The sequence below is a fragment of the Psychrobacter cibarius genome, from assembly GCA_030686115.1.
Lineage (GTDB): Bacteria > Pseudomonadota > Gammaproteobacteria > Pseudomonadales > Moraxellaceae > Psychrobacter > Psychrobacter cibarius_C.
In genome coordinates this window covers 2779075-2798029 of sequence record CP131612.1, presented here as the reverse complement: position 1 = coordinate 2798029, position 18955 = coordinate 2779075, and the positions used below count along the sequence as shown (strand labels likewise).

Here is an 18955-nt window from a genome sequence, read left to right as displayed (position 1 = left end):
AAGGTTAGATGATGCTAAACGACACTAACTGTCGCATTGTATATAAGTTATAGCTTGTGTAATCTAGTTGCTGAATACATCCTAATTTTGGATAGGATAATGCTGCCCTTTGTCAATAGCATTAAAAGTTGTCCACAAGAAATAAAGCGTATAAATTTAGCTTTTGTGAAACATCAGTGAGGATTAATTTAATTTAAAAATATATTGAAAATAAATTACAGTATTATGAAATACCATTTAACTTACTGATTTAAAAGGTTTTTTAAATCGTATAAAAAATGAACGATTTTACCTCATCCTTTGAGCTATCTAGGGAAATTGTTGTCAAGTGCGTACTTATGCACAGGGTTATCCACAGCTTATGGGGAGAACTCATGAATCCCTTGTACTATCAATGTTTGAGTAGATAGGTAACCTGTGAGTGTGGCGCTGGAATATATTTTTTACCCCTATATGTAGCATTATCAATTTAAAAATTCTATGAAAATAGACGATGTTTCACGTATTAAAAAAATTTATTATTTTTAATAAAAATACTTATAGCTTGTCTATTAAGGGTTGTAGCTAAAAAAAATCAAATAATATTGTCATTAGATAATTTGCAAGCACAAAAAAGCGGCTAAATAATTTAGCCGCTATGCAGAAGTCACCGAAGATAAGTGAGCTGAATCTAGTTTTTAATATAGATTAAATCCCAAACGCCATGTCCACTATTTATACCGCGGCGCTCAAATTTGGTCATTGGACGAAAGTCAGGGCGGTCGGTGAAGTGACCTGCGCCTGCTTGATTGGTTAAACCAGTAAAACCGTCTAACACTTCAACCATCCAAAAGGCATAATGCTCCCAGTCGGTTGCGGTATGGAACCAGCCGCCTTGCTTTAGACTACGAGTCACAATCGCCATGCGTTCAGCACTGACGAAGCGGCGCTTGTGATGGCGCTTTTTTTGCCATGGGTCAGGGAAGTAAAGCTGGATACGATCAATATGGTTTTCTGGTAGTTGCTTGAGCAATTGGATGGCGTCACCGTTGATGATTTTGACATTGGTTAGCGCTTGCGTACCTGCCATATAGGCGCATTTACCGATACCTGGCTCGTGCACTTCGATACCAACGAAATTGCGGTTAGGTTCTGCTGCTGCCATCTCAATGAACGAATCACCCAGTCCAAAACCAATCTCTAAAGTAAGCGGTGCTTCACTACCGTTAGGGCTATCAGCGAATAGCGTTCGTAGATTGTCAATACCATCAAGATTGCCATCACCGAAACTGTTATTGACCAGATACTCAGCAAATTCTGGCGCGGTTAGTGCCAGTTCGGCATTTTTATTCATGTGCGTACGTCGTTTCATAAAGGTATTTACGATACGTAGATGTCTGCTTTCTTCAGGCTTATTCTCAATACTAATACTGGCTTCAATGTCAGTATTAGTATTGCTTTCGGTGTTAGTACTGAGGACTTTTTGCTCATCAGTAGTACTCGTACTATCGATGTTATCATTAATATCAAGATGTTGACTCATAGGATTGACAAGGCTTCATAAAATGGGTGATGTATGCTTATTATAAGTTAAATCTATACAGCTGTGAACGGGCAATGCTTTTTTAATATTGTTATCGTTCATTCAGCATAAAAAAGTGAAAGTGTTGACCTTGTTTGATGTATCACATATAGATTGGCATTCGGCTGCCTTGACTATCCTTTACATTGAATTAACGGTATTTATCTGTCGTTTTACTGTTTTGTGCATCGGTTTTGGCGTTATCATATAAAGTGAGTAATGGATTTAAATTTTTCTTCATCGTTAATAGGGGTCATCACTATGCTATTTATCGAGACGGATTCGCCACCCCCTTTTTACCAAGAACAGCTGACTCCTGCTAAGCGTACACAACTCGATAAATGGTTCATCGGTCATCGTAGCCAGCACTATTATCTGAAACGTTTTGAGCAGTTCGATGCGCAAGGTTATCTGTCGCCAAAATGGCATTGGGCAGCATTTTTCGTAACCTTTCCTTGGCTCCTCTATCGCAAACGCTATATGGATGCGATTGTCTATAGCGTGGCAGGCTGGTCGTTTATTCAGCTCAATGTGGCACTGGTATTGGTTGCGTTTGAATTTTTGGCGATGTCTTTTATCCCTGATGCTTACCAAATGGCGACACGCATAGGTATTGCTGCGCTCATTTGGTTATTTTGGTCGTTTATGGTGGCGCGTTGGACGGATGCGTATTATTACCGCATGGCGCGACGTGAAATTGCAGATGCTATCGATGATTATCCGCGTGATGAAGCAGCGCAAAAGGCGCATCTGCGCCGAGAAGGTGGTGTCAGTCTATTTGGGTTAGGATTGGGGTTTGGTATTTTTGCTTTTGCTTTAATGGTTGTTAAGATACAGTTTTTACCAATTATTGCCAAGCCAAAGGCCAATGAAGTGCTGTTCGATGCGTATGATACAGCCAAAACGGCACAAAATCGTGTGGCACTGATTTATCAACAGACAGGGCAATGTCCGATTCATTTGCCTATCGATACAGGCACTCAGCAGATACGAATTGATATCGATAAAAAGGCCGCTGGCGTAGTAGAAACGGATTGTGCAGTCATTGCGACCATACAAAATGTTCAGTTCCCTATCCGCTATCTAAATCAGCAGACACTGGTTTTTTACCATGTGCCAGACAGCGATAGTTGGAACTGTACAAGTTCACTAAATAAGAAACTGGCACCAGCAAGCTGTATGCCCGATTAGGGCATGTTTGATGATTTAACCATGACACTGACTATTTGTGAATCATCAAACACGCTTTAAAATATATAAATATTTAGGTGTTAGAGTCAGTTGCAACATCGTCCTTTTTATCAACGGGTGTTGCTTTACTTTTTAGCGCGTCATAAAAATCTGTTAAGTCCATTTTTCGGGCTTTATCAATGTCTTCATCAAACAAGCTTTCTAGCTCTGCCATCGCTGATTGTGCGGATTCAATCATGCTGGCTTCATCATCATAGATCGCTTGCTGACGTTCAATCAAGTCATCGTCGTAATCACGGAAAGTTTGCACCGTCTCGCGCGCTTTTTCTGGTGAGATGCCAAGCAGTTGTAGCGATTCACGCGACATATCCAAGGACGATAGGTAAGTCTCACGCCAAATATGACGCACACCGACCTCACGCAATCGATAATAATGCTGACGGTCACGTGCCCGTGCCAAGACAATCAAGTCTGGATAGTTTTTACGTAAGTATTGAGCCGTGGTGATAGAGCGCTCTAAGTCATCGATGGCTAAAATGAACACACGGGCTTTTTTAATACCAGCCGCGCGCAATATCTCAGGGTTTTTTGGGTCGCCGTAATAGACTTGGTTACCAAATTTACGAACGAAATCGACGCGATTCGCTGAGCGTTCAATGGCGGTAAATTCGATATTATGCATGCGTAGTACACGACCGATAATCTGACCGACGCGCCCAAAGCCAGCAATAATGACCTGATGTTCATGATCGGGGATGGCATCGTATTCGCGGCTTGGTTTGCTTTTGGCAAATAAAGGCTCACCGATTTTCTCAAGTAACAAAAATGCCAGCGGTGTGAGTGCCATAGAGATAGTGACGATAAGGTTCAGGGTGTTAGCAAGCTCAGGGCGCAACACATTTTGAGCAGTAGCGACACTGAATAAGACAAAAGCAAATTCACCACCTTGAGCGAGTGTCACACCCAGTCTGATGCTGGTTGGCCAGCGATTGCCTGATATCTTTGCAATGGCGGTAATGACACCAAATTTGATCGCCATCAATGCCATTGCACAGCCGATGATAAAGATAGGTTTTGCCAAGATAAGTTTGACATCAGTCAGCATACCGACCGACATAAAAAACAAGCCAAGTAGCAATCCTTTAAACGGCTCAATACTGGCTTCTAGCTCATGGCGATACTCAGAATCTGCAAGCAGTACCCCTGTCAAAAAAGCACCTAATGCCATGGATAAACCAATTTGGCCCATCAAAATAGACACACCCATCACGATAAATAGCGCAACGGCGGTCAGCAGTTCTGATGCGCCACTAGAGGCTACAAACTTAAAGAAGGGACGAACGACATAACGACTAGCAAAAATCAGTCCAGCAAAAACCGCAAAAACTTTGCCAAAATAAATCAAATCATAACTTTGTTCGCGCACCCCTGATAGGAAAGGAATGACGGCTAGCAAAGGGATAACCGCAATATCTTGGAATAATAAAATCGTGAACGCTTCACGACCGTGGGTGCTAGAAAGCTGCTGTTTTTCCGTCAGTATTTGTAGTACAAAAGCTGTGGATGACAAGGCAAGGCCAAAACCGACGATAAAAGCAGTATCGAGCTGTAAGCCAAAAATTTGATGTAACAGCCCCATTAATAATGTGCCAGTCAGACCGACTTGCAAACCACCGAGGACAAATATCGAGCGCCGTAGTGCCCAAAGCCGCGAGGGTTGCAGCTCAAGCCCGATAATGAATAGCAGCATGACCACGCCAAACTCAGAGAAGTGTAACAAGCTCTCAGCATCGCCTGCGACGTCCAGACCACTGGGCCCCAATATCAATCCTGTAATGAGATAACCTAAAACCGTCGCAATGCCAAAACGTTTACCAAGGGGTACAAAGAGCAGGGCTGCTCCTAAGAAGATTGTAGCTTGTAACATTAAATTTGGTGAGCCGGTGGCGGCAGCGAACATCTGGAATCCTTAGCAATCATGATAAAATAAGCGGTACAATATGGGCATGGCAAAAATAAAAAATCTTAGCATACGTTATTTTTTACGATAAATCTTCCACACACCATTATCGGCAAGTGGATTGTTATAAGCATCGTTACGGCGCTTACGCGGGGTCTGGCGACTGTCTACGATTTTGAAATCGGGCAGCGCATGGACGATAAGACCCGTTCGATAAAAACGTACGCGTTCAGGCTCCAGCATCTCGCCCTTGCTATCACGGCAAAATACATAGGCGCGCAAATCAATAAATTCACGATGCGCCACCAAACGCGCCTCATCATCATTATCAAATACTGCACTCATACGCGCAATTTCATCAGCACTATAGTCACCACACTTATCAGTAAGCGCACCGACCGAACCGAAGCTTTTGGATTCTTTTGCACGAGTCTTGGTCAAATGTAGCCTTTGAACATGATAGATAAATTGCGGTATCTCAAGGCTGGCTGGTAGCGGCAGATGATCGGGCGGTAGATTGGCAGCAGGATAAAACGCCATGGCGCGCTCAAGAAGATTATGCCAACGCTGCTGATAGGCTTGGACTTCGGCAATATTGCCTTCATAAATTGGCATATCACGAATTTGACGCAAAATATCAGGCGGAAACTGCTCATCTCGAAAGCTAGCAATGTCTTCTTGCAATGTTGATAACAATGCTTTGGCATGCTTTTTACCCTCTGCTGAGATAGGGTCATCAATGTGGCTTGGAGCAACAAAAGGAGCTGAGCGTCTCGACATGGCAGAAAATAATCCATTAGTGGTAAATTGGGTATTTCAGCTTTAAGTATACAGAATTTATATGAAAAATATGGCGGCGAGGCTAAATTTCCCATCATTTTTAACATGCCATTACAATGCTAAAAATCGGTGTGATATCAGCTTATTTAAAATAAAGCCTGTTTATGTCGGCGCATAATAAGTTAAATTCATGCACGATGATTCGTCCGCTGATAGTAAGTTGCGCGGATTATTGAAGACTTTTAGAAAAATAATTTTAAGGGTTTTCGGGGCAGGACTGGCGCTGTTATTTGGATTTTGGTTGCTGCTTGCGTCATATATGGCATCTGATTATTTGACATCTGATTATGTAACGCACATCAGGACTGACGCATGAGATTTTTGGATTCGAATCATATTCTTATCGTTGGGGTTGGGTATTTGGTCAATAACAACGCTTTGGCTAATTTGGTGCATATGACGTTATGATTTCCACCACTTGATAAAACGTCGCCAATCATAGGCAACGTTTAAATTGATATTTGAATAAAGAATGGTCTTTTCAATGTCTCATGCTTAATGATTGTGACCAATATGATTATTACCCTCTGTTTGTTGTTCTGAGATATCGCAGACCAGCGCATCGCTATGTGCCTCAGTCTGCGGATGTGATGCGCTTTCTACCTGAATGGTCGCATGATGGATGCCGAGCTCAAGGAGGCTTTGCTCTAAACTGCTAATCAGGATACTGGATTCATAAATACTCATTTCGCCATTGACGACCACGTGACACGATAGAGCGTTGAGACCGCTGGTGATACTCCAAACATGCAAATCATGGACTTTTTGCACTTGTGGATGGGCAAGCAGTTTGTCTTCGACATTCACTAAAGATATGCCCTCTGGCGTGCCCTCCATTAGGATATGTACCGAATCCCGCACGACGCGGTAACCACTAAATAAAATCAGTATCGCCACAATCACAGAGGCTACTGCATCTGCCCAAACCCAGCCAAAGCTCATCATCAAAAGTGCAGCAACAATAGCGGCAACTGAACCCATTAGGTCACTTAATACATGCAGGTAAGCACTTTGCATATTTAAGTTGACTGGTTCTTTACTGGCATTTTTTCCTTGAGTGTTTTCGTGAGTGTCCTCGCGACTATCTTTATAACTACCAGCATGACTGTGACCATGGGTATCTTTACCGCGACTGCTACGATGCATCAGCCATGCGACCAAAATATTGACCAACATACCGATAGTAGCAACGATAAGCATACCTTGGGTCGCAATATCAGGCGGCGAATTGAAACGTTTAATCGCCTCATAAAAAATCATGATGGCAATAATAACCAGCGTTGCACCATTGACCGTTGCAACTAAAATCTCAAAGCGCTTGTAACCAAAGGTCTTTTGGTGAGTGGCTGCTTTTTCACCAATCTTAAATGCCATTAACGTCGCGCCAAGTGCTACGGCGTCACTGAGCATATGACCTGCATCAGATAATAGCGCCAAACTACCAGTCAGCCAGCCACCGATGGCTTCAATAAACATATAGCCTGTGATAATAATAAAGCTAAACAACAAGGTACGCTGATAGCCTTTGGTATCGCGCGGAGTGACAGTCTGTTCTAGATGTTTATCGTGGTCGTGATTGTCTTGATTATCATCAGTATAACTGTCTTTAGTATAATGACCTTCTGCATCCTTTTGACCGTGCTTATGGTTATCAGCCGCAGCATTCTCATGAGAATGATCATTGTGTCCAGGTTTTGGGTGATTGTGATTCATAACAACCCTCAGGATGATAGAAGAGAAATTTTGACTGCTGATAAACTTTGATGACTTATGGAGCTGTGCTTGCTATGCTCAAACCAGACAGATACAAAGAATTTAGCACATTTAATAAAGGCGTGCTGTATCTAGGCGGTAAACGATGAATTGTCTATTTTGAATAACCCTCTTTATTGACGGCGAGCTATAGAAGAGTGATTGGGCTTAGAGAGTGATAGTTAGGAGCTGGCGGCTACCAACCAATAGGGTCGATATCCAAGGTCAGCTTCAGATATTTGGCACTTGGCAAAGTAAGTACAGGCTGCCACCACTGGCTTAATACCTGATGTAATTGCTGTCGACTTTTTCCTAACAGCAGCAACTGCACATGGTAGCGGCTGTTCTTTTTACTCATTGGTGCATCAATAGGACCGAGGACGGCAAGACTATGCCCATTTGGCAAAATAGCAATCGCATCTTTAAGAGCCTGCGTTGTAGGAGCAAGGGTTTTGCCTTCACAGCGTATCAGGGCAGCATGACTGTGCGGCGGCAAGCCCATCATTTTACGCTCTTGCAGTAGCTCACGCGCGAATGATAAATAACCATCTTTGACCAGTTTTAATAACAGCTCATTGTCAGGTTGCAATGTTTGAATGAGTACGCGCCCCGATTTATCACCACGACCCGCACGTCCTGCGACCTGAATCATGAGCTGTGCAGTATGTTCCGGCGAGCGAAAGTCGGCTGATAAAAAGCCACGATCAGCATTGGGCAAGCAGACAAGCGTAACATTGGGGAAATGATGACCTTTGGCGACCATCTGCGTACCAACCAAGATGGCAGGCTTGCCTTCATTGATACGCTGATAGATATGCTCCCAGCTGTCTTTACGCCTGGTGGTATCGCGATCGATTTGGATAATGGGGTACAACTCTTTGCTGGTTTGCGGATTGGCAAAAATCGCATGCAGGTTTTCGCTGAGCCTTGTCGTGCCCATTCCTTTAGCATCCAAATTTTGACTGCCACAATCAGGGCAAACTGTTGGAATATAGGCTTGCCAATCGCAATGGTGGCATTTTAAATATGAGCTGCTTGAATAGGAATTAGATGGCGATTGGCTATTATAATGAACGGTTAAATGGGCGTCGCAGCGCGGACAATCTGCCTGCCAGCCGCAAGCTTCGCAGAGCAAAACTGGCGCATAGCCGCGGCGGTTTAAAAATATTAATACTTGATCGCCCGCTTCTAGCGTTTGCCGTATGGCGCCAATAAGCGCATCGGTCAGCCCAGTATCATAGCGCGCGCCGTCGTCCGTTGTTTGCTGATGAGTACTTTGCAGGCGCGCATCAATCAGCTGCATGCTGGCAAGCTTCGCATTACCGGGGCGAGTTTGCAATTGGCACTCTACCAGCTTGCCATCATCGACCAGTTTTAGATGCTCAAGAGACGGCGTCGCCGTACCCAATATGACAGGGATGTTAGCTTGAAGTCCGCGATAAAGTGCCACATCGGCGGCATGATAGCGCAAGGTATCTTGCTGCTTATAAGAGCCATCATGCGCTTCATCCACGACAATTAAGCCCAAATCTGCAAAAGGATATAGCACCGCTGAGCGCGTGCCGATGATGATTTGAGCGTGACCGGTACGGCAGTCTTGCCAGCCGTGCAGGCGATGGGTATTGTTCATGCCAGAATGCAGCAGGACAATGTGAGCGGCAAAGCGACTGGCGAAACGCGCACGCGTTTGCGGTGTCAATCCAATCTCTGGTACCAAAATCAATACCTGCTTGCCAGCTTCCAATACGGCTTGCATCGCTTGCAGATAGACTTCTGTCTTGCCACTACCAGTGATGCCATTTAATAAAAATCCCGTGTAGCGATTGGCTTCATGAGCCGCAATAATGGCGGTAACGGCGAGTTGTTGCTCGTCATTAAGATCAAGGGGCATTTTTGCTAATTTAACAGGCGCAGGTGATTGTTTGGGCTGAATATAGCGCTCGATTAAACCTTTGTCTTCGAGCGCCTTTAAAAAACTCCTCTCCATGCCCTCTAGCAATAAAACATCTTCACTCGCGCCGCGCTCGCCATGCAGCTTAAGCATATCGAATTGTTGTTTTTGTTTTTTGGCATTGGCACGAAAGTCAGTGTCGCTTACCTGTGGCAAAATTCGCCAATGGGTAATCAGTAAATCCAGCGGCTTACCTTGACGAACGAGAGTTGGCAGCATGACTGCTAAAACGTCACCAAGCGGGTAGTGATAATAACGCGCCAGCCAATGTGCCAGCTTTAGCATACTTGTCTCTAAAATAGGCTCAGCATCCAAGCATTTATTGATAGGTTTTAGCTTATTAAGTGGCACGCTGCTATTTGCTTCTGGAATATGAGCGACGACGATACCGATTAAAGTTTGACGACCAAAGGATACTTCGACACGGCAGCCAATATGAGGTAAAGAAGGGCTTGATAAGGCGTTGATATCTGCTGGTACGCTATAGTCAAATACCCGATAAAGGGGCACGGGTAGAGCAACTTGTACCAACATAGAATGCGTTCCTAGTTTTCAGGTAAATGGTTTTTGGATAAACAGTTTTTAGGTAAATGGACTTTAGATAACCAGCTTTTAGATAACTAGATCGTAATATTGATAAGAATAATAGCAGTAAGCCCAAATAGTGATATTTGGGCTTACTCTGGCCTTACCTTTTAGCAGTGGCTTTTTTGACGTAACGACTTGAGAATTAAGTACGTCTATGTATTAAGCCTTACCATATACATGATGATACGGCTTAAGTTACTCAATATATAAAATTGACTCAATCTCGACCACACCGCCTTTAGGTAACGCCGCTACTTGGACAGCTGCACGAGCAGGATATGGCTCGCTCAAATTGGCAACGAATACTTCGTTTAAAACAGCAAAATCACTCAAATCTGTTAATGACACGTTAAATTTAACCACGTCATTTAAGCTGCCACCAGCCGCTTCACAGATGGCTTTGATGTTTTCGAACACTTGCTCAGCCTGTGCTTTAAAACCTTCTTTTAATTCCATGGTATCAGGGTCAAAACCCAACTGTCCTGAAATATAGACGGTGTGACCAACTTTGACGGCTTGTGAATAAGTACCAACGGCAGCAGGGGCTTTATCAGTTTGAATGGTTTGACGAGTCATATTATATCCTTTTTATCTTTTTCTGGTTTAGTAGGTAAGGGCGCATTATTCATCATTTACATTTTGGTTTTCACCGTGCAAATGATGACACGCTCTATGTTTATTTGTTAAAAATCAAAAAACACAGTTTATCATTATTTCAGGTCTTTCTAAAATTTTCTAAATCCATTATTCAATGTTCTATTGAGTGGGTGTTGGTGGCAATGTATCACGCGCACTACACCATACGCACTACACCTTGTTACCAGCACTACAGCTGATACAGCCTGATGATGTTTGGAAAACCTAGCAAGGAGCGTAGCTCGCGAATGCCTTGTGCTAGATGATTGCGACTGCGAACGATGATATGGATGATGGTGTCACTACTACGCACGTCTACTTTTTCTACCCCTATATTTAGTTGGCGTAAATGATAGATGACTTCAGTAATCTGTTCGTCGCTGAGGGCAATAGATAGTTTTAAATAGGCTGGAAAGCGAATTTTTCCGGTATTTTTTATGTCATACTCGCCAGCGTCACCTTGTTTTACGGCCTTGTCATTACGCCAGCGCAGTTGTATAACCTGATAAGGATTGTCTTTACGAATATCGTCAAGTGAAAAGCACTTGTGTCGATGAACCACCAGACCGTGACGGGACAAGTGACCGACGATAGGATCACCATAAATAGGATGACAACAATTGGCAAAATCAAGCTCAACCCCAGACGCATTGACTATCAGCTGCTGTGGTTGGGTCATATCATCGCTGTGTTCTTGTGCTTGTAAATCATTAACTTCATCGCTAAACAAGCGAGTTACCACCAGCTGTGGTAATAACGTACCAGAGCTTATTTGCTCGAATAGTTCGGATTTTTCGGTCAAGCCACGCCATTCAGTGAGGTTTTTCCAATCACTATCGGTTAAGTCATCGAGACTTTTTTGATAGGTTTTTAGCGCCCGATCTAAGGCTTGTTGACCATGGTGTTGCTTATCAGCAGGAGACAAGTCTTTAAACCAACGCAAAATCTCTTCACGCGCTTTATTGGTCACGACAAATCCTAGCCATTCTGCTTTTGGTTCTGAGTGGCTATTGACTTCTATTTCAACCAGCTGCCCATTCTTAACGACTGTGCCAAGTTTGGCTTTTTTGCCATCGATATTGGCGCCAACGGCTACATTGCCGACCATCGGTCCGACAGCGTAAGCAAAGTCTAGTGCGGTTGCGCCTTGTGGTAGCTCATAAGCGCGACCCTTTGGACTATAGCAGATGATTTTACTGGAGTGTAGGTAATCCATCAGCTCATTAATGGTAGAGACTGCCGCTGAAAAGTCTGGGCTATTTTCATCTAAGCTGTCTTCATCGACCAAGTCTTTCATATTGCGTAATGAGGCTTGGATAACCGATTGGCTAACGTCTGAGGCATGCTCTGCACCAATGACACCAAGCCGCGCTGCGCTTTGCATTTGCTTGGTCAAAATCGTCACTTTGACGACATCGTTATCGCGCTCATAGATAAGCGTGAGTGATTGATTGCCACCCGGTAGCGGACGACGAATATTATCAGCGATATGAGAGTCATCAATCTGGTATTTTTTAATTAAGTAATAGGCCAGCTTGTCACAGGCTTCGACATTATCGAGGACAATCTCAAAGGCATAATGACGGAGTAGAGCATTGATTTCACCGCGATTGCGGAAAAACTGACGGTAGATGACCACGCGATTGTCTAAAACTTTAACCAGACCATTCAACCCCAAATTATTGAGGACAATACTCAAGTAGCGATGGATGGCCTCTCTTTGAAAGTTACGCCCAAGCCCGTGCTGTAGTAGCTTGTCAGACAGTTTGTTGTACATGTCAGAATCAAGGTTACGGTAACAGAGCACCTCGATATAATCGGCAATATCATTAAGACCCATTAGCCGCGCAAACGGCACATAAAAATCCAACGTTTCTTGTGCTGTGGTGCGTTGTTTTTCGGGGCGTACTGCATCCAGTGTCGACATATTATGTAAGCGGTCAGCAAGTTTAATAATCAATACACGTGGGTCGGCAAGGGTGGCTGTCAAAATTTTATGAAAGGTGGCTGCTTTGTTTTGCTGTTTATTGTGTGAGGACGACTTTAGCTTAGTCACACCGTCGACCAGTCTCGCCACTATTTTGCCATAGCGCTGCTCAATCTGCTCATCGCTCACCTCGGTGTCTTCGACCGTATCATGCAAAATCGCTGCAATAATCGTATCTCGATCCAAACGAAAACCTGCCAGTATCTCGGCCACCGCAATCGGGTGGGTGATATAAGGCTCTCCTGATTTACGCTTATCTTTGATGTGCGCAATATCACCGAACTCACAGGCATCAATAATATCACGGCGTTCAGCAGCAGTGAGGTAACCTACTGAGCGCAGTAAATTATATTGAGCCTCATCGACTAAATGATGGCTGAGTTTGGGTAAGGTTTGACTCATAAAGTAACGATCCTATTTTCCATTACCTGTTTGCCTGACTGTCTATCGGGTAAATGGTGACTGAATAAATGCTGGAATACTATAAATATAAAAAATCTCGAGAAAAAAGATAAAAATAGGTAGACCATCCTCTAATTAATCGTAAATCGCATTCAATGTCAACTGCTAAGCGAACAGGTGCTATAAAAATTTAGCAATTCTAACTCAATGGTAGGTTTTCAGGTATAAATGGTGACTAAAACAGTCAAAGCAATATCGCAGCAATCAGCCATTACAACCAAAAAACCACAGCCTATGCTGTGGTCTCTCGTCAATATGTCATCACTGTGTGGATTTGTCTTATAAGGCAGTGGTTAGCTTTATAGGCTTCATACGACAAATCTTCAATGCTGTATCTTAATAATACAGTGTCTTAAAAACCATGATCGCCTGACAGTGCCAAATCTAATGAACTGGTGGCAAAGTTGTGCTCTGGCTGATTTAGGATATCGCGAGTGATTTTACCAGCAGCGATTTCACGCAATGCCAATACCGTAGGCTTGTCATTATCCACATCAACCAATGGTTCTGCGATACCTTTAGCCAATTGACGTGCACGTTTGCTTGCCACTAAAATCAGTTCAAAGCGATTATCAACATTATCCAAACAATCTTCAATCGTCACTCGTGCCATATGTAGCTACCTCGGTTGTTTTTATTAGTCACGGAGCTTGCCCGCTACTCAATAAAAATAATATCAAAATATAAAGGGGGATAGCGAGACATTATAGCATTTTTTGCCCAGCCGCGTAGTTGCTTTTTGCGTGTCTATTAACGTATCTATTAATAAGCGCTCATCGACTGAGTTGACAGTAGTATTTCGTTCTTGCTTTACTCTTCTACTTTATTACTAAGTAAATTGCTGATGGTGCGATGATACCGCTGCTGTTGACGCTTAAGCGTCTGCCTGTCCGCCACGATAATGGCTTTTAGCTCAGTTAAAGCGACCTCAAAATTGTCATTAATAATCACGAAATCAAAATGGACATATTGCGCCATCTCAGTCACTGCGCCAGCCAGACGTTGCTCTATTACCTCCATAGTATCTTGCCCACGCGTCGATAAGCGCTGACGTAAAGTGGCAATACTTGGCGGTAAAATAAAAATCATAATGGCGTCAGTAAAGATTTTTTTGACTTGTAGTGCGCCCTGCCAATCAATCTCTAAAATAACATCGACGCCTGCTTCTAACTGCGTCCGCACGCTTTGCTCCGAGGTGCCATAGTAATTACCAAAGACCTCAGCATGTTCTAAAAACTTGTTTTCACCGATGGCAGTTACAAATTTTTCGACATCGGTAAAATGATAATGGTGACCATCAATCTCGCCGGGACGCGGCGTGCGCGTGGTGTGTGATACGCTGACGGTTAAGTCATTAGTCGTGGCAAGTAGCTGCTTTACCAGTGAGGTTTTGCCCGTACCTGAGGCAGCGGTAATAATAAATAATGAACCTGTCATACAATTTGTCCTAATGGAGTGTGTGCTAGTCAAATCTGTGCGAGTAAAAGAGCCAAAGCTGTTTTAGTAAACAATTCAAAACTGGTAAAAAGAAAAATCGCCATCATGTATGGCGATAGACATTGTCATCGATGCACTATTATAAACTGCTTTTGTGGCTTTTATTTTAATTAAAGCCGCCTTTGACCAGTCGTTATCATCGAAGCGATCTAAAGATGGCATAGGGCAACTTATTATAAATCACATTTTTAGTGCATTAAGTGCAGTTAACGCTGCCACTATGGATAAATACTTTGAACGTATGAATATGTGTGTGCTTCTAGTTAAAACAGCCTCTAGTACCGTGCTATTTTCAAAGGCAATAAAAGTAAATTATGCTAAAGTAGCGTAATGAATTCATCCCAATTTTTGAGTTAAAGCTTTTGACAGTAATGTCGTGTATTTAAGCTTTAATAATAAATTATCTAATGATAGGCCCTCTTATGCAAATTTATCTTGCCAATCCACGTGGATTTTGTGCTGGTGTGGATCGCGCGATTGCGATTGTGAACGAAGCATTGACACGTTTTGAACCGCCCATTTATGTTCGTCACGAGGTGGTACATAATAAATTTGTCGTCTCTGATTTGGCCAATCGCGGTGCAGTCTTTGTGGAAGAACTTCATGAAGTGCCAGATGGCTCTATCGTTATTTTTTCTGCTCATGGTGTATCAAAAGCTGTCGAAGATGAGGCTGAACGCCGCGATTTGACCGTATTTGATGCCACTTGTCCGCTGGTCACTAAGGTACATATCGAAGTCGCTAAATTTGCGCAAGAGGGTATGGATGCGGTATTGATTGGGCACGCTGGACATCCCGAAGTGGAAGGCACGATGGGGCGCTTTAACCGTCGCCACGGCGGTCACATTCATTTGGTTGAAAACGAAGCCGATGTGGCAGCATTGAGTGTACAAAATGCCGAACGTTTGGCATTTGTTACCCAAACGACCTTATCTATGGATGACACAGCGCGCGTCATCGATGCACTGCGTGAAAAATTCCCTAGTATCCAAGGTCCGCGCAAAGACGATATCTGTTATGCCACGCAAAACCGCCAAGATGCGGTAAAAGACTTAGCCAGTCGCTGTGAGGTGGTCTTAGTGGTCGGCTCGCCCAATTCATCAAACTCTAATCGTCTGCGTGAGCTGGCTGAGCGGATGAATTGCCGTGCGTATTTAATCGACAATGCCAGTGAGATGGATAAAAGCTGGTTGGATGGTGTGCAGAGTATCGGTGTCACCGCTGGCGCATCAGCACCCGAAGTACTGATTCAAGAAGTGCTACAGCAGCTGCAAGATTGGGGTGGTGATTTACCGAGTGAGCTATCAGGCATCGAAGAAAATGTCACTTTCAGTCTGCCTAAAGCCTTGCGTATCCCAGTCACCCAAGTGGGTAAGTAGATAAGGCTTTGTACAAGACATCTAATAGGTAATGTATAGTAGGTAACGCAAAATGAAAAAGCAAAAAAAAGGATTTGTATTGGCAGAAGCTACTCTCGGTGAGGTTAACAAGCAATTGAAAGTGAATTTGTTTGTCATCGTGGTGGTGGGATTCGTGTTAGGTAGTAATATTCTGCATTTTATGCGAGAAAAGAGTGTTTTTTATGGCGTATTAATTGCCGCGATGGTCGTTGCGTTATTTTTTGTCATTAAGAGTCGACAGGTTCTTAAATTAAAACAACAAGAGCTTATCAAATAAATCATAGGACAGTCATGTCAGCTTATTATAACTTTATCAAACGCGAACAGCGAGAAGACGGCGTCAACGTCGCACATTATCAGCCCACTAAGCATGCTCAAGGCGCTTGGAATGAGCATGAACAGCATATGGCGCCAGCGACAGGATTGCTCACGGCTGAGCTCAACGGTTATGCGCCGCAAGAAAACATGCGTATCGCTCGTATCAGCCTAGATATCTTAGGATTGATTCCACTGGATGACTTTACCATTACCACGCGTTGTATTCGTCCGGGCAAGACCATTGAGCTGATTGAAGCAGTCATGAGCAGTCGCGGTCGTGATGCGATTATTGCGCGGGCATGGCGCCTAATGACCCAAGATACCAGCGAGATTGCAGGCATTGAAGACCAAAAAGCGGTACATAAGCCCGAAGAATTGCCCATCTGGGAAGACATGAAAGGCTGGCCGGGAGGGTTTATTGAAAGTGTGCGCTTGGTCGCTGATGATACGCAGCGTCGCCCAGGACGCGGTATGGTCTGGATTACTAATGATTTGGATATGATCGAGGGCAAGCCAACTGATGACTTGGTGCATCTATTGGGCATGGTCGACACGGCCAATGGCGTTGTGCCTCGGCTTGGGCTTGGCTTGTCAGAATTAGAATGGATGTTTCCCAATACGGATTTGCAAATTCATATGCACCGCACGCCGCAAGGTCGCTGGCTTGGCATCGAAGCGGTGCAGCAGTATGGCAATGATGGTATTGGCTTAACGAGCGCTGTGTTACATGACATCAATGGCCCTTTTGGTCGTAGTGAGCAAATTTTGACCATTCGTCCGATGCCGCGCTAATTGCTCTGTGGTATTTAATCAAGCTCTATTTGATATGGTCAATTCGCTTTAAAAAAGTGATAGCAAGGCTGATAGAGAGTGCTTGCACTTTTAATATTTATCGTTGTTAATAACAACCATCCTAAGGAATAAAGTATTTGCATGAGTAAAAAACAAGTTAAGTGGTTCTGAAAAACAAAACTAAAGCATGTAATTAATTAATTATACAAATCAATGGTAATGGGTTGTAATAGTATCTAACCACAGAACATGACTGTCATTAGACATTACTATGAAAAAAACAAACCGTTTTTCGAACAAGCTGACAACTATTCTGGAACTATTAATAGAAGCGTATTCAGAATAGATTTTGTACTTTAACCCATTTGCTATTCACAGGAGTATGACTATGAACAACGATATGAACAATGATATGAGCGATAAAAAATGTCCTTATGCACCGACCCAATTGACCATGGGCAATGGCGCACCAGTGGCAGACAATCAAAACAGCATGACCGCAGGCAAACGCGGCCCATTATTGGCGCAAGATGTTTGGCTCAATGAAAAGTTAGGAAATTTCGTCCGTGAAGTGATTCCAGAGCGCCGTATGCATGCCAAAGGTTCTGGCGCATTTGGTACTTTTACCGTGACCAATGACATCACACAATATACCCGTGCGGATATTTTTAGCGAAGTGGGTAAACAGACGGAGATGTTCGCGCGCTTTAGTACCGTCGCAGGTGAGCGCGGCGCGGCTGATGCCGAGCGCGACATTCGCGGTTTTGCTTTGAAATTTTACACCGAAGAAGGTAACTGGGACATGGTGGGAAATAATACACCTGTGTTCTTCTTACGTGATCCGCGCAAATTCCCAGACCTAAACAAAGCCGTCAAACGTGATCCACGTACCAATATGCGTTCGGCGACCAACAACTGGGACTTTTGGACTTTATTACCTGAAGCCTTACATCAAGTTACCATCGTTATGAGTGATCGCGGTCTGCCAGCCTCGTACAGAAATATGCATGGTTTTGGCTCGCACACCTATAGTTTTTGGAACGAAGCCAAAGAACGTTTTTGGGTAAAATTCCATTTCCGTACGCAACAAGGCATCAAGAACTTGACCGATGCAGAAGCGGCAGAGGTGGTTGGTTCTGATCGTGAAAGTCATCAAAAAGACTTGTACGATGCCATCGAAAATGGCGATTTCCCTAAGTGGAAAATGTATGTGCAAATCATGCCAGAAGCTGAGGCGGATACCGTTCCTTATCATCCGTTTGACTTGACCAAAGTATGGCCAAAAGGGGATTATCCACTGATTGAAGTGGGTGAGTTTGAATTAAATAAAAACTCTGACAACTACTTTGTCGATGTGGAACAAGCCGCATTTGCCCCAAGTAATTTGGTACCGGGTATCAGCGTTTCACCAGATAAAATGCTACAAAACCGCTTGGTTAACTATGCCGATGCTCAGCGTTATCGTGTCGGTGTCAATCATCAACAGATTCCTGTCAATAAGCCGCGTTGCCCTGTGATGAGCAATCATCGTGATGGTCAAGGCCGTGTCGATGATAACTATGGCAGTCGCCCGCATTATGAGCCAAACAGCTTTAGCCAGTGGCAAGAGCAGCCTGATTATGCTGAGCCACCATTAAAAATTGACGGCTATGCGGCGCATTATGACTTCCGTGAAGACGATAGCGATTATTTTAGCCAACCTCGTGCATTGTTTAATTTGATGAGTGCTGAGCAACAACAAGTGCTATTTGAAAACACAGCGAATAATATGGCTGGTGTGCCGGACTTTATTCAGTATCGCCACATTCGCAACTGTAACTGGTGTGATGCCGCTTATGGCGCAGGTGTTGCCAAAGCACTAGGCTTAATGGTTGAAGATGCGATGAATGCTCGTGAGTCAGATCCAGCGCTGCATTTGCCTAGCTGCTTATAGTTGATAGGTCTATCTAAGAACGTATTACTAAATCTATTTGCTAAACCTATTATCGATATAACGACACCGCCTTAGGATACTAGGGCG

The 18955-nt window shown here is 43.7% G+C and carries 14 protein-coding genes; 5 read left to right on the top strand and 9 right to left on the bottom strand.

Features of this window, described 5'->3' with window-relative positions:
* Positions 1 to 670: 670 nt before the first annotated feature.
* Positions 671 to 1522 carry a tRNA (guanosine(46)-N7)-methyltransferase TrmB gene (trmB, locus tag Q6344_11900; protein WLG13293.1) on the bottom strand — a complete coding sequence of 284 codons (852 nt, stop codon included), beginning with the start codon at positions 1520 to 1522 and terminating at the stop codon, positions 671 to 673.
* 300 nt (positions 1523 to 1822) lie between these two features.
* On the opposite strand from trmB, the gene Q6344_11895 reads away from it, so the two are divergent.
* Positions 1823 to 2752: a DUF2628 domain-containing protein gene (locus Q6344_11895; GenBank protein WLG13292.1), complete on the top strand. Its 930-nt coding sequence runs from the start codon at positions 1823 to 1825 to the stop codon at positions 2750 to 2752.
* A 73-nt stretch (positions 2753 to 2825) separates the two neighbouring features.
* On the opposite strand, the gene Q6344_11890 is transcribed toward Q6344_11895, so the two are convergent.
* The 8 genes from Q6344_11890 to gmk all read right to left on the bottom strand — a co-directional run bounded on the left by Q6344_11890 (position 2826) and on the right by gmk (position 14365).
* Positions 2826 to 4712: a monovalent cation:proton antiporter-2 (CPA2) family protein gene (locus Q6344_11890; protein ID WLG13291.1), complete on the bottom strand. Its 1887-nt coding sequence runs from the start codon at positions 4710 to 4712 to the stop codon at positions 2826 to 2828.
* Between the two features lie 75 nt (positions 4713 to 4787).
* Positions 4788 to 5492, bottom strand: coding sequence for a hypothetical protein (locus tag Q6344_11885; protein WLG13290.1), 705 nt, complete (start codon positions 5490 to 5492; stop codon positions 4788 to 4790).
* Between the two features lie 555 nt (positions 5493 to 6047).
* Positions 6048 to 7265: a cation diffusion facilitator family transporter gene (locus Q6344_11880; GenBank protein WLG13289.1), complete on the bottom strand. Its 1218-nt coding sequence runs from the start codon at positions 7263 to 7265 to the stop codon at positions 6048 to 6050.
* A gap of 235 nt (positions 7266 to 7500) precedes the next feature.
* Positions 7501 to 9789 carry a primosomal protein N' gene (locus Q6344_11875; protein WLG13288.1) on the bottom strand — a complete coding sequence of 763 codons (2289 nt, stop codon included), beginning with the start codon at positions 9787 to 9789 and terminating at the stop codon, positions 7501 to 7503.
* Between the two features lie 249 nt (positions 9790 to 10038).
* The gene (locus Q6344_11870) at positions 10039 to 10419 is read right to left on the bottom strand and encodes a RidA family protein (protein ID WLG13287.1); all 381 of its coding nucleotides are present in this window, start codon (positions 10417 to 10419) and stop codon (positions 10039 to 10041) included.
* Between the two features lie 250 nt (positions 10420 to 10669).
* On the bottom strand, positions 10670 to 12868 hold the full coding sequence (locus tag Q6344_11865) for an HD domain-containing protein (GenBank protein ID WLG13286.1): 2199 nt from the start codon (positions 12866 to 12868) through the stop codon (positions 10670 to 10672).
* 412 nt (positions 12869 to 13280) lie between these two features.
* Positions 13281 to 13541, bottom strand: a complete 261-nt coding sequence (gene rpoZ, locus Q6344_11860; protein ID WLG13285.1) for a DNA-directed RNA polymerase subunit omega — start codon at positions 13539 to 13541, stop codon at positions 13281 to 13283.
* Between the two features lie 197 nt (positions 13542 to 13738).
* Positions 13739 to 14365 (bottom strand): guanylate kinase, encoded by a 627-nt coding sequence (gene gmk, locus Q6344_11855; GenBank protein WLG13284.1) that lies wholly within the window; start codon positions 14363 to 14365, stop codon positions 13739 to 13741.
* 482 nt (positions 14366 to 14847) lie between these two features.
* Here gmk and ispH point away from each other — a divergent pair, with 482 nt between their 5' ends.
* From ispH to Q6344_11835, 4 genes are all read left to right on the top strand, one after another.
* Positions 14848 to 15804, top strand: coding sequence for a 4-hydroxy-3-methylbut-2-enyl diphosphate reductase (gene ispH, locus Q6344_11850; protein ID WLG13283.1), 957 nt, complete (start codon positions 14848 to 14850; stop codon positions 15802 to 15804).
* Positions 15805 to 15856: 52 nt separating this feature from the next.
* The gene (locus Q6344_11845) at positions 15857 to 16102 is read left to right on the top strand and encodes a hypothetical protein (GenBank protein ID WLG13282.1); all 246 of its coding nucleotides are present in this window, start codon (positions 15857 to 15859) and stop codon (positions 16100 to 16102) included.
* A gap of 14 nt (positions 16103 to 16116) precedes the next feature.
* Positions 16117 to 16935 (top strand): thioesterase family protein, encoded by an 819-nt coding sequence (locus tag Q6344_11840; GenBank protein WLG13281.1) that lies wholly within the window; start codon positions 16117 to 16119, stop codon positions 16933 to 16935.
* A 400-nt stretch (positions 16936 to 17335) separates the two neighbouring features.
* Positions 17336 to 18868, top strand: a complete 1533-nt coding sequence (locus tag Q6344_11835) for a catalase (protein ID WLG15210.1) — start codon at positions 17336 to 17338, stop codon at positions 18866 to 18868.
* Positions 18869 to 18955: the final 87 nt, after the last annotated feature.